10 protein-coding genes are annotated in these 12,861 nt (G+C 31.6%); 9 read left to right on the forward strand and 1 reads right to left on the reverse strand.

Annotated elements, in window-relative coordinates; genetic code table 11:
• The first annotated feature begins 4 nt into the window (after positions 1–4).
• The 9 genes from AC4MCC_RS00375 to AC4MCC_RS00415 all read left to right on the forward strand — a co-directional run bounded on the left by AC4MCC_RS00375 (position 5) and on the right by AC4MCC_RS00415 (position 10,262).
• Positions 5–1,120, forward strand: coding sequence for a DegT/DnrJ/EryC1/StrS family aminotransferase (locus AC4MCC_RS00375; RefSeq protein ID WP_491885499.1), 1,116 nt, complete (start codon positions 5–7; stop codon positions 1,118–1,120).
• Positions 1,121–2,365 (forward strand): O-antigen translocase, encoded by a 1,245-nt coding sequence (locus tag AC4MCC_RS00380; protein ID WP_491885500.1) that lies wholly within the window; start codon positions 1,121–1,123, stop codon positions 2,363–2,365.
• 15 nt (positions 2,366–2,380) lie between these two features.
• On the forward strand, positions 2,381–3,268 hold the full coding sequence (locus tag AC4MCC_RS00385) for a glycosyltransferase family 2 protein (protein ID WP_491880972.1): 888 nt from the start codon (positions 2,381–2,383) through the stop codon (positions 3,266–3,268).
• Positions 3,269–3,399: 131 nt separating this feature from the next.
• The gene (locus tag AC4MCC_RS00390; RefSeq protein WP_491885501.1) at positions 3,400–4,542 is read left to right on the forward strand and encodes an O-antigen ligase family protein; all 1,143 of its coding nucleotides are present in this window, start codon (positions 3,400–3,402) and stop codon (positions 4,540–4,542) included.
• A 2-nt stretch (positions 4,543–4,544) separates the two neighbouring features.
• On the forward strand, positions 4,545–5,414 hold the full coding sequence (locus AC4MCC_RS00395; RefSeq protein WP_419375084.1) for a glycosyltransferase family 2 protein: 870 nt from the start codon (positions 4,545–4,547) through the stop codon (positions 5,412–5,414).
• Positions 5,411–6,565: a glycosyltransferase family 4 protein gene (locus tag AC4MCC_RS00400; protein ID WP_419375085.1), complete on the forward strand. Its 1,155-nt coding sequence runs from the start codon at positions 5,411–5,413 to the stop codon at positions 6,563–6,565. The genes AC4MCC_RS00395 and AC4MCC_RS00400 overlap by 4 nt, the downstream gene beginning before the upstream one ends.
• Positions 6,566–6,648: 83 nt before the next feature.
• Entirely contained in the window at positions 6,649–7,602 is a 954-nt protein-coding gene (locus tag AC4MCC_RS00405; protein ID WP_491885502.1) for a GNAT family N-acetyltransferase, read from the forward strand.
• An 845-nt stretch (positions 7,603–8,447) separates the two neighbouring features.
• Positions 8,448–9,086 carry a sugar transferase gene (locus tag AC4MCC_RS00410; RefSeq protein ID WP_491885833.1) on the forward strand — a complete coding sequence of 213 codons (639 nt, stop codon included), beginning with the start codon at positions 8,448–8,450 and terminating at the stop codon, positions 9,084–9,086.
• Between the two features lie 306 nt (positions 9,087–9,392).
• Positions 9,393–10,262 (forward strand): IS982 family transposase, encoded by an 870-nt coding sequence (locus AC4MCC_RS00415; RefSeq protein ID WP_491885834.1) that lies wholly within the window; start codon positions 9,393–9,395, stop codon positions 10,260–10,262.
• Between the two features lie 389 nt (positions 10,263–10,651).
• Here the strand turns inward: AC4MCC_RS00415 and AC4MCC_RS00420 are convergent, their stop codons facing one another.
• The gene (locus AC4MCC_RS00420; protein ID WP_491885503.1) at positions 10,652–12,847 is read right to left on the reverse strand and encodes a polysaccharide biosynthesis tyrosine autokinase; all 2,196 of its coding nucleotides are present in this window, start codon (positions 12,845–12,847) and stop codon (positions 10,652–10,654) included.
• Between the last annotated feature and the right edge of the window lie 14 nt (positions 12,848–12,861).

The raw sequence follows: 12,861 nt of genomic DNA on the forward strand, positions 1-12,861 counted from the left end.
AAGAATGATTCCTTTTCTTGATCTGAAAGCAATAAATACTCAATACCGTGATCAACTGATTGCAGCTTGCACTCAGGTAATCGACTCTGGTTGGTATATCTGTGGCAAAGAATTAGAAAAATTTGAGCATAATTTTGCAAATTATTGTGGAACACAATATGCCATAGGTGTTGCTAATGGCTTGGATGCTCTTATTTTAACGCTACGCGCATGGAAGGAATTAGGAAAACTCAAGGAAGGAGATGAGGTTATTGTCCCTTCAAATACCTATATTGCAAGTATCTTAGCAATTTCACAAAATAATCTGAAACCGGTACTGGTTGAACCGGATATAACGACTTTTAATATTGATACCAAGAAAATTGAGGCAGCCATTACTCCAAAAACAAAGGCAATTTTGCCTGTGCATTTATATGGACAACTTGCTGCAATGCCAGAAATTATGAGTATTGCCAAGAAATACCATCTACTGGTTTTAGAGGATTCAGCCCAAGCTCACGGTGCTGAAATAGGGGGTAAAAAAGCAGGAAATTGGGGAGATGCCTCAGGCTTTAGTTTTTATCCGGGTAAAAACTTGGGTGCATTAGGAGACGGGGGAGCGATTACCACCAACGATGCCGAGTTAGCGCATATGCTTAAAGCTATACGTAATTATGGTTCACATGAAAAATATAAAAACCTGGTACCGGGTGTAAATAGCCGTCTTGATGAAATTCAGGCTGCAATCCTGAATGTGAAACTTAAATTTTTAGATCAGGAGAATCAGCATCGTCGGCATATTGCAGATCTGTATTTAAAAGAAATTCAAAATCCCGCAATTGAGCTCCCGTGCAAAAATATAGACACCGAGACATATGCACAACATGTCTGGCATTTATTTGTGATCAGAACAAAGTATAGGGAAAAATTACAACAATATTTAGCAGAAAACGGGGTACAGACACTCATTCATTATCCAATTCCGCCTCATCAGCAGCAGGCTTATCAGGAATGGAATGGCTTAAGTTTTCCAGTTTCAGAACAGATGCATGCGGAGGTCCTAAGCTTACCAATTGGACCCACTTTATCTATGGATGAAGCAAAGCAGGTTGTTCAATTGTGTAATGGTTTTCAAGCATAGATGAATCTATTTAGGACCAGTGTACTGAATGGTGTAGCCGTTTTGATTAAAACCATCACCATGTTTGTACTAAATAAAATTCTGGCTGTATATCTAGGACCCACTGGATATGCAGCGATCGGCCAATTCCAGAATTTTATTCAAATGGTGACGACTTTTGCTGGTAGTGCCATTAATACCGCAGTAGTTAAATATACGGCTGAATATCATGAAGATGAGACTAAACAACGAGCAGTCTGGAAAACAGCAGGAAGTATTGTTTTTCTATTTAGTTTCGTTTTCGCGATTCTCATACTTATTTTTCAAAAGCAGCTGGCATTATATATATTTCAATCACTTAAGTACCAAACGATTTTTATATGGTTTGCCATTTTTTTAATATTTTTCAATTTTAATACGCTATTTTTAGCCATATTGAATGGGAAAAAAGAAATTTTAAAGCTGGTACTTGCAAATATTGCCGGTAGTTTATTTGCACTTGTGATCACTGGTATTTTGGCAATCAAGCTGCAGTTATATGGGGCTTTAATTGCATTATCCATTTATCAGTCAATTGCATTTATAGTGACATTAATACTCTGTCATAGAGCAGACTGGTTTGAGTTTTCCTCACTATTAGGAAAAATAGACTTAGGAATTACTAAAAAATTTGCCTCATTTATTTTCATGGCATTAGTCAGTGCGATCTGTGTGCCGCTATCGCAAATGTTAATTCGGACTTACTTAACCCAAGAATTTAGTCTGGCTTATGCGGGCTATTGGGAGGCGATGATCCGTCTAAGCACAGTATATCTTTTGCTTGTAACCACTACATTAGGCGTGTATTACTTGCCGCGCTTATCAGAACTAAATGCAATTGATGAAATTAAGAAAGAGGTCTATTTAGGCTATAAGTTTATTTTTCCACTTGCTGTTCTAGGCGGAATTTGCGTTTTCATACTACGTGATTGGATTATCAACTTATTATTTAGTCCATCTTTTGCCCCTATGCAGGATTTATTTCTTTGGCAAATGATGGGAGATGCCTTGAAGATAGGAAGCTGGATACTGGCTTATTTAATGCTCAGTAAAGCAATGACTAAACTCTATATTTGTACAGAGATTATATTTACAGTGTCTCTCATTGCTTTAACTTATATATGTACTCAAGTATTTGGTTTTGAAGGAGTTTCTATTGCTCATCTTATAAATTATGGGCTGTATTGGATCGTAATCAGTTTATTTATATTTAAACAATTAAAATAAAGAGGGAATAATATGATGATAAGTGAACAACCCTTAGTCTCTATAGTTATACCAAGTTATAATCATGAAAGGTTTATACGTGATAGCATCAAGAGTGTTATTGACCAGTCTTATCAGAATATTGAGTTAATTATTATTGATGATGGATCTACAGATGCTTCAGTAGAAAAAATACAAGAATTAATTCCATTATGTGAAAAACGATTTACCCGATTTGAGTTTAGACATCGTCCGAATAAGGGCTTAAGCGCAACGCTAAATGAAGCATTAGAATGGGCACAGGGGGAATATTTTTCCTCCCTTGCTTCTGATGATATAATCTTAAAAGATAAAATAAAAATACAAACCAAATTTCTAAGCCAGAATAAGAACTGTATAGCTGTATTTGGAGGAGTATCAATTATTGATAATGATTCTAATCTTGTGAAAAATAGAGTTAAAAAAAGAAAAAGTTATACCTTCGACCAGATTTTATTGTTAGAACATGATTTGCCGGCTACTACACAACTTATTCGTACTCAAGCTTTAAAAAAAATAGGTGGCTACAATGCAGAAGTACAAATAGAAGACTGGTATATGTGGCTACTTTTAGCGCAAGCAGGGGAGTTATGCTATCTTCCTGTGCTTTTTGCAAAATATAGGTTGCATGATAGTAATATGCATAAGCAAACGACTCTTATGCACGATTCAAGAATGATGATTCTAAGTGAATATCAGAATCATATTTTATTTAATAAAGCAAAAAAAAGAGCTTTATGGATTAATGCATTTGAGCTAGGGCTATTATCTAAAAAGAAATCATTAGAAAAGATGATAAAAATTTTAAAAGAATATCCTACAGAAATTTTAACATATGATTTTTTTAGATTTTTTTATTGGTTATTAATTAAAAAAGATTTTTAATAATTAAAAAATTTTATATCAATAATTATATTTTAACTATGTTTAATAAAATAATTTAGTTAGTAATATAAAAATATTAATCATTTCTTTTGCTGATTCTAGGCATTAGATAATAATAAAAGGAATGGATAATGATTATTTTAAATGAAAGTAATTCAAAAAATAACATTATTTTTTTAGATGATATTAATTTAAAAGATAAAGTGGTTATATACTTTATCTTGCTGTCATTTTTCTTATCTCAGTTTTATTTTTGGTCTAGTGGGGTTCCACAATTTAGTCACCTTTTTATTATGGCGGCTATATTTTTATTATTCAGCCATAGCTCAAAAATAACCATCGAATACTCAAGTGTAGCCTTAATCTTTGTCGCATATACAGTTTGTGTAAATTTTGCTTGGTATTTGATCGTTCTAGATCCCAGTTATATGGTTTCTACCATTTACTGGATCTTTAACTTGTTGTTTTTTTTATTATTAATGAATTTGAGTTCCTCTCAAGTTAACTTTTTTTATGAAAAAATACTGTTTCTTATTCCATTTTCCTATGTAATAGAAATTGCGATCTGGGCAAGTGGATTAGGTCGTTACAATTTTGAACCACGATACAATGGTCTTTTTAATGATCCCAATCAGATGGCATTTTGGGTTTTAACTACCTGTGCTATTTTTTTATATATTTCTGAAAGTAATTTAAAAAAGATAATCGTTTATTTTTTAGCTTTATTCTTAATTCTATTGACCATGTCAAGGTCTGCTTCAATTGGCTTCTTAATGCTGACTTTAGGATTTATATTTAGTCAAAAAGGAGATCTGAATAAAAGAATATTTGTATTTTTTGGAATATTAGTCATTTTTAGTACCCTCAGTTACTTTTTATATCATTTAGGAGCTTTTGATAGTGTTGTTCTGCGTTTTGTCGAAGCCCTAGATCAAAAAGACAGCCAGGCGGAAGGACGAGGTCTTTTTAACTTCCTTGAATATCCTCAATATTTAATTTTTGGTGCTGGCCAAGGTGCACACTGGTTATATAATCCGAAAGGAAACGAAATTCATTCAACCTGGTTAGGTATCCTTTTTTATTATGGGATCGTCGGTATCTCTTTATTTTTAATCTTTTTATATCAAATATTTAAAAAATTATCATTTTCAAACAAGCTGATATTCTTGGGGCCGATGCTATATGGGTTTACAACTTATAGTGCGCGAACACTCATTTTTTGGTTTTTATTGGCCGCTTTTTTACTATTTTCAAATAATAATAAGGAAGAATAACAATGTATATTTCTATAGGAATTCCATTTTTTAATGCTGAAAAATATTTAGAAGATGCGATTAAATCGGTATTAGCGCAAACTTTTCAAAATTGGGAATTAATTCTGGTAGATGATGGATCAATAGATCGATCTTTAGAAATTGCCCGCTCATTTAATGATCCGAGAATCCGTATCATAGCTGATGGGCATAATAGAAGATTACCTTACCGTTTAAATCAGATTATCAATGAAGCAAAGTATGATTTTATTGCACGTATGGATGCTGATGATTTAATGGCAGTGGATCGTCTTGAAAAACAGATTAAAGTACTAAATGAAAATCCAGATATTGATGTTGTAGTCACCAGCTTATATTCAATTGGAGACAAGAATGAAATTTTAGGAAAGAGAATCTATTCTAATCATCAAATGCAGCCCAAAGAAATTTTGCAAGGTGTTACTAATATACTGCATCCTTCATTACTTGCCCGAAAGGCGTGGTGTAAAAGGAACCCTTATCAAGTCGATAATTGCTTAGCTGAAGATTATGAACTATGGCTTTCAGCTGCGATAAAAAATGATTTTAATTACATAGTTTTACAGGAACCCTTATATTTTTATAGAGAAGTTGAAAATGTAAAAAAAGAAAAAATGATCCGTGGTTACAATACCCAGATCGGAGTAATCAAAAAATATTATAATAGTACTATTTCCGATCTTGAAAAAAATAAGATTGTTTTAAAGTTTGAAATTAAAAAAATTATTGTAAAAGTACTAAATTTTTTGAACTTAATGCAGATACTACATAAGCGTAGAGTTACATCAGTCTCTGACTCCGATAAAAATTTTTATGCTGCACAATTAGAACTCATAGAGCGTATAAAGCCATGATCTCTAAAAAAATTATCATCATTGGAACGACTGCCTCTAATCTTTACGGTTTTCGAAAAGATTTTATTTTGTCTTGTCTGGCACAGAATTATCATGTTTATGCCTTTGTATCTGAATATACAAATGAATGGTTGGCCAAAATTCAAGATTTAGGAGTCACCTTAGTGACATATCAGCTTAGTCGAGGAGGATTGAATCCCTTGGCTGATTTACGTTCAACTTATCAGCTGGCTAAAAAAATAAAAGAAATTCAACCTGATATTGTATTCTCCTATTCAACTAAGCCTGTTATCTATGCAACGCTAGCTGCCTATAAGACTAAAGTGCCTTATATTTATGGCATGATCGAAGGACTAGGATCACCTTTTACTATTCATAAATATGGCCAAAGCTTAAAGGCTAAATTCATACGTTTTGTGCAAGTGTCACTATATCGGCTTGCATTTCCATATCTAGATAAAATTATTTTTTTAAATCATGATGATCCTAAGGATTTAGTCCATCATTATAATTTGCCACATAAAAAAAATGCGATTGAAGTCTTGGGGCCGATTGGCCTTAATTTACAAGATTATGCTTATACAAAATGGAATAATCAGGAAAATATATCATTTATATTTATAGCTCGATTGATCGCTGAAAAGGGAATATTTGAATATATAGAAGCAGCAAGAATAGTAAAAAGAAAATATCCTGAAGTTGTATTTAAAATTATTGGTGGATTAGATCCTGAAAATCCAACTGGCTTAAAGCAAGCTGAATTAGATCAGCTAATACAAACAGGTATTATCGATTATAGTGGTTTTGTGACTGACGTAGACCGAAGAATACGTAATAGCGCAGTTTTTGTATTGCCGTCTTATTATCGAGAGGGGGTGCCCCGTAGTACACAAGAAGCAATGGCTATAGGACGTCCGGTAATCACCACCGATGTTCCAGGCTGCAATGAGACTGTAGTTGATGGATTGACAGGTTTCCTTATTCCTAAATGGGATGTGGCTGCATTGGTAGAGAAAATGACTTATTTTATAGAACATCCTGAACAAATAAATAAAATGGGCTATCAAGGATTTCTCTATGCTAGAAAGAATTTTAATGCGGATCATATAAACCATAGACTATTACAAATGATGGGCATTAATAGGCTTTAAAAAAGTAATAGTATTTTCCTTAATAAATAGAAAATTATATTTGATTTAAAAACAATAACTGGGATATAGATATGGGTATTATAATGAAAGAGGACTTAGGTTTTCAAATACATAAATATGAAGCTTCAGATAAAATAATATGGAATGAGTTTTTATTAAAATGTAAAAATTATCATTTTATGTTTAATCGCGACTTTATGGAATATCATACTGATCGATTTGAGGATCTCTCACTAATATTTAAAAATGAAAAAGGGAAAATTGTAGCCTTATTGCCTGGAAATATTAAAGATAATATTTTTTATAGTCATCAAGGTTTAACTTTTGGTGGTTTTTTAATTAATAGAGATATTCATGCAGCTGACATGCTAGAATTATTTACTTTACTAAGAATTTATTTAAAACAAAAAAATATTGATAAAATTATATATAAATGTATTCCTGTTATTTATCATAATTATCCGGCTCAAGAAGACTTGTATGCTTTATTTCGAAATGATGCCAAGCTTTATCGACGAGATATTAGCGTTTCTATTGCTCTAAATGAAGAATATTCATACTCAGAAAGTAAAAGAAGATCAGTCAATAAGCTTAAAAAAAATGGGGTCAGCTGTGAGGAGGTAGAACAGCCTAGTATGGTTTGGGGAGTAATCCGAGAAGTACTCCATCAGCATCATAACCAACAACCTGTACATAATGAAGATGAAATAGATTTATTAAAAAGTCGTTTCCCTAATAATATAAGAGCATATAAATGTTGTCTTGATGGAAATATTGTGGCAGGAGCAGTGACTTTTGAAACTGAAAGAGTAGTTCATACTCAATATTTGGCTAGTAATGATAAAGGTAGGGAGAACAAGGTATTAGATTATCTCATTGATCATTTAATAGACAAAAGTAAGAAAAATGCCAAAATATTTGATTTCGGTACTTCTAATGAAAATGAAGGAAAATATTTAAATATGGGATTGATTGATCAAAAAGAAAGATTTGGTGCACGTGGTATTGTGCATGATTATTATAGTATAGATTTATGATAACCTAATTTTAACTAGAATAATTCCACCTCATTATTAGACAGAGGTGGATTTCTAATTTTCTTAAATTTTATATCTTATCTGGTTTTATATATTTAAGACTGCCTCAATAGAATAAAAATAACGTTATCTTGGTTATATAATTAATTAGAAATATATTAAATTATAAAATTAAAATGGAATTCTATTGTGATATAGCGCTCACTAATTATTTATATATTACATTTTGTCACATTTTATTTAGTGTGAGATTTGCTATATTTTAAAAAAATTATTTCTCTTAATAATAAAATATATTTCATTATCAACTGATCTATTGTAATTATAAATTATTTACTTTAATTTGGTGTAAGTAATTAATATTTATACAAAAAAATATAAATTTAATTTTATTATTAAGTGAATTTTAATTAATTTTAGTTAAATATATATTTTAATAAAAATAATAATAATATTTTTAAAAAGCAAAAATATGGAATTGGCTAACAATAGTCTCCCTACTTTAATAAAAATACAATTGATATGATGCGTAGATAGACATAGTGAGGTGTTTATTAATGGATCTACAACAAGAAAAAAATAAGATCGAAAACTTTGTAAAAAACTCTATTACAACACGTAAATCTTTATTTATTGAAAAAGATAATATTTTCTTAAAAAAAAACCTTATAGAAAAAGAAGGATATCAGAACCAGATCATTCAATTTTCTCCACGGATAAATAAAGCGGCTAAGCTAGATAAAAAAAAATCCTGGTATTATCGGGGGAAGAAAGATCTAATTTTAAAAAATTATTTGACATCGTACCCTCATCTATATTCTAGTGCTGACCTTTATAGGAATGATATAAGAGTTGCTAAGCGATTAATCGATATTATTATTTCTCTTACTGCTATATTTATATTATTGCCTGTTTTTATCGTCATTGCTTATAAAGTACGTAGAAATCTAGGCTCACCAATTTTCTTTTATCAAGAACGACCTGGTAAAAATGGAAAGCTTTTTAAAATGATTAAGTTTCGGTCTATGAGAAATGCATTCGATCAGGATGGTAATCCTTTACCAGATAAATTTCGAATTACACCATTTGGTCAAAAATTACGTTCTACCAGCTTGGACGAAATGCCTCAGCTTATAAATGTCTTAAAAGGTGATATGAGTATTGTTGGGCCTAGACCTCAAATGAAAGAATTTCTAGAACATTATACCGCTGAACAAATGCGAAGACATGAGGTAAAACCCGGCATGACAGGGCTTGCCCAAGTCAGTGGGCGTAATAACTTATCTTGGGAAGAAAAATTCGACTTAGATGTTCAATATGTTGAGCAAAATAACATTTGGCTAGATTTTAAAATTATGTTTAAAACAGCTAAGGTGATGTTTAATCAAGAAGGAATTAATGCGCCAGATCAAGAAGTTGGTGCTGCACGATTTTGTAGAAAGGAGGTCACTAAAAACCATTTACGTGCAAAAGAAGTGAAATAATTTAATAAAGTTCATTATTACTAAAAAATATTTTTAACTTCTTCTAATTATTTTTTAGAAGATTCCTTTTATTACTATTATTTTTATCCTTTTATTTTAATAAAGGTTTATTATTTTTTTAATTATTTCTGGTTGAAATATATTAATCTTATTATTAGATACTTTTATTAGTTATAGTGGATGTCTAAGAAACTTTTTATAATAGTTGTATATTTAACCCGAATCTCGGATAAGAAATTGACTTGAAAAAAAGATGACTAGAGCCATCAGTTGAGTTACCACACCAAACTCACAACTCTAGTCACCATGTTTGATTTTATTACTTTATTCTGTGCAATTGATGATTTCTTTCAAAAATTTGAATCAACTTATTGGAATTTTCTAAAACAAGGAAAAAAACGCTTAAGAGTGCGCTCATCCGTATTGAGCCTTTCTGAAATCGTCTTTATTGCCATTTGGTATAAATGTTCACATTTCAACAACTTTAAAGCATTCTTTGCATCTTTAAGACAAGATAATAGTCATTTATTTAAAAGCCTACCTTGTTACCAACGCATGATTCATCTGATTCAATCACATCAATTAGCATTACATGCTTTGCATTTTGCTTTGATGAAAGATCAGCAAAACGCTTATTTATGGGTTGATTCAACGACACTGCCAGTATGTAAAAATCAACGCATTCAGCGACATAAATCTTTAGCTAAAATTGCATCTAGAGGCAAGAGCTCTATGGGCTGGTTCTATGGCTGTAAGCTGCATTTAATCATGAATCAACCAGGAGAGATTGTCCGTACAGCTTTATCCAATGGGCATACAGCAGATATTAAAATGGTTGAACAGTTGGTAGACGGATTAAAAGCAAAACTCTATGCGGATCGTGGATACATCAGTCACGAATTGAAATCCAAGTTGAAGAACAAAGGTATTGATTTAATTACATATCATCGTAAAAACATGCAAGCTGTTGGTTTATCCAAAGCAGATGAATACAATTTAAAGCAGCGGAATAAAATAGAAACTTTATTTAGTTTACTGAAAGGTCAATATCATTTAGTGACGACTAAAGCGAGAAGCCTTGAAGGCTATTTGGCAGGTATTTATGCAACTTTGTGTGCTTATCAGCTCTGCCATAAAAATAAGCCAATGATCAAAGTTAGTGAAGCATTGGTTTAAACAGGATTCGGGTTATATTTAAGGTTTTCTATATTAGAAAATAAGCAAAGAAGCTAATAAAGGTTTTTCTAATAAAAAATATTCCTTTAAAGTAAAATTTATTAATAATTTAATATCTAAATAAGATGTTAATGATATTAATAACATAAAAATAGATAGTTAAATTTTAATCGTTTAGAATCAAGGTTAGTATTTAAATTTATTGAAGTAAGTAAAGAATCTTATATTAAATATTATTTTTAATTTTACCAGTCATTATAAGACTATAACTAATTTTATAGTAGGATAAATATAAAAAAGCTTCAAACTAATTTGATTGCTCTAACTTAGTTTGAAGCTTTATAATAGCAATTAATTTATCCTTATATTTTAAGTAAATTTAATTTATCTTAATCGCCATCTTTTGAAGCCTTATAAGCATACGCATAGTTATATCCGTACCCATAACCATAACCATTACCTGGCCCTTTTTGTACATCATTAAGAATAACACCATTAACTTTCACATTAGCCTGTTCAAAACGAGTGACAGTAATTTCAAGCTCTTTAATTTGTGTTTTACCATGACGTGCAATTAATAGATTCACACCAGCATATTGTGCAATGATGATACCATCGGTTACGGCTAATATCGGCGGAGTATCAATCAATACGTAATCAAAACTAGCAGAAGCCTGGTCAAGAAAAACTTTAAACTTATCTGTACTAAGTAATTCAGATGGATTTACTGGGCTTTTACCTCGAGTAACAAAGAATAAATTATCAACCTGTGAGTTTTGAACTACATCTTCATAACTATTTTGATGATTTAATAGTTCGGATAAACCTGGTTGTACTTCTTTATTAAAATATTTATTTAAATAACCACGACGTAAATCACCATCAATCACTAATACGCGACTTCCGCCTTGGGCCAAAATAGTCGCTAAATTGGTAGTAATAAATGACTTACCAATTTCAGGAGCTGGACCTGAAAGTGCAATAATATTATTTTTGGCATTGCTCAAAGCAAAATGGATTGCAGTACGCATACTGCGTAAGCTTTCAATTGCAATATCACTACTATCTTTAACCGCAAGAATAGGAATGTTCTTTTTCTTTTTCAGCAAATTGACGCGACTTTCTTGGAGAGGAGATCGAGGAACTGTTGCATATACAGGCAGATCTAACTCTCTTTCAATTTGTGCTGAATCTTTGATTCCTGAACGCATCATATTGCGTAATAAAGCGAGTAATGTTCCTAAAAAACCACCTAAGAAAATAGATAGAATTATAATTTGTAATTTCTTTGGTTTAATCGGTTCAATAGGTTCTACAGCAGTATCAACAATACGCACATTACCAATTTCACCGGCTTTAGCGATGCGAAGTTGTTGGGAAGTATTAAGTAAACCTGTATATAGCTGTTGTTTAACTTCAACCTCACGATAGAGTTGTAGGTAACGACGCTGTAAATCAGGAAGCTGCTTTAAAGTATTACCCAATGCTGCAATTTTGCTATTAATTGCACCGAGTTGAGCATTCATTTGTTCCATTACTGGATGTTCTTCAGTATAACGTGCAGAAGCTTCAGCAACTTTAAGTTCAAGTTCGGCTTTTTGTGTTTCTAAAGCAATACTTTGAGTCAAATACAATTCTGATTCTTTAGTTAAGTCCACAGTATTATATTGCTGACGGAACTGGTTAAATTCACGTTCTACCTGATCTAGCTGCTGGCTCAACTCAGGGAGTTGTTCATCTAAAAACTTCAATGTTTGGGCAGATTCAGCTGAACGACGTTCAATATTTTGCTGACTATAGGCTGTTAAGATGGCATTCAATACTTGAGTAATATGCTGTTTATCTTGGCCCTGATAATTTAATCCAAGTACCCCCGTCATTTTACCTTTTTCAGCAACTGAATAATTATCAAGTACGCGTTGCACTGCCGCAGGCAAAGTCATCTTTTGAATATTATAAGTAGAATCTAAGGGATCTTTGCTATAAATAGCGACTTTCCAAAGACCATATCTTGATTGAATTTGACGGGTTTGGTTTAAAGGAGCAGTAAATATGATGTCATTTGTTTCAGCATCAGTCAGATTATATTTATTATGATCAAAACTTAATAAAAGATTTTTATTTTTATAATAGTTTGGAATATCAAATTGCCTTACGTCAAAACTAAGTTCATTATCCTTAAAGAGTACTGATTTTGTCGTATATTGGATATCATAATTATGATTTTTTAATAATCGATTCCAAATTGTGTCTTCAGTACCAGAAATTACAAGATCCAAGTTTAACTGGTTAATTACTGAGCCAAGGACAAGACGCGATTTTAAAATCTCGATTTCAGCTTGAGCAGGAGATTTTTGCTCAATCATATTAGAAAGATCACCTAATAAAGCTGCTGATGCACCTTTATTATCTTCTACTTGTACCAGAGCATCTACGTTATAGGTATCTGGAGTGATCCGTAGATATAATAAAGCTGCAATTAAACTTAATAATATGCAGATCGTGATCAGTTTCCATTGAGCAATTAAGGAAAAAAATAATTCCTTCAGATCAATAGTATCTTCGGTATTGGCAGTTTGGCTCATAATTTAAATATCAA

This window comes from Acinetobacter sp. CAU_H_56, assembly GCF_058599425.1.

Bases quoted from the DNA above. Each gene is read 5' to 3' on its own strand.
- AC4MCC_RS00375 (WP_491885499.1), top strand. From the start codon at position 5: ATGATTCCTTTTCTTGATCTGAAAGCAATAAATACTCAATACCGTGAT.
- AC4MCC_RS00380 (WP_491885500.1), top strand. From the start codon at position 1,121: ATGAATCTATTTAGGACCAGTGTACTGAATGGTGTAGCCGTTTTGATT.
- AC4MCC_RS00385 (WP_491880972.1), top strand. From the start codon at position 2,381: ATGATAAGTGAACAACCCTTAGTCTCTATAGTTATACCAAGTTATAAT.
- AC4MCC_RS00390 (WP_491885501.1), top strand. From the start codon at position 3,400: ATGATTATTTTAAATGAAAGTAATTCAAAAAATAACATTATTTTTTTA.
- AC4MCC_RS00395 (WP_419375084.1), top strand. From the start codon at position 4,545: ATGTATATTTCTATAGGAATTCCATTTTTTAATGCTGAAAAATATTTA.
- AC4MCC_RS00400 (WP_419375085.1), top strand. From the start codon at position 5,411: ATGATCTCTAAAAAAATTATCATCATTGGAACGACTGCCTCTAATCTT.
- AC4MCC_RS00405 (WP_491885502.1), top strand. From the start codon at position 6,649: ATGAAAGAGGACTTAGGTTTTCAAATACATAAATATGAAGCTTCAGAT.
- AC4MCC_RS00415 (WP_491885834.1), top strand. From the start codon at position 9,393: ATGTTTGATTTTATTACTTTATTCTGTGCAATTGATGATTTCTTTCAA.
- AC4MCC_RS00420 (WP_491885503.1), bottom strand. From the start codon at position 12,847: ATGAGCCAAACTGCCAATACCGAAGATACTATTGATCTGAAGGAATTA.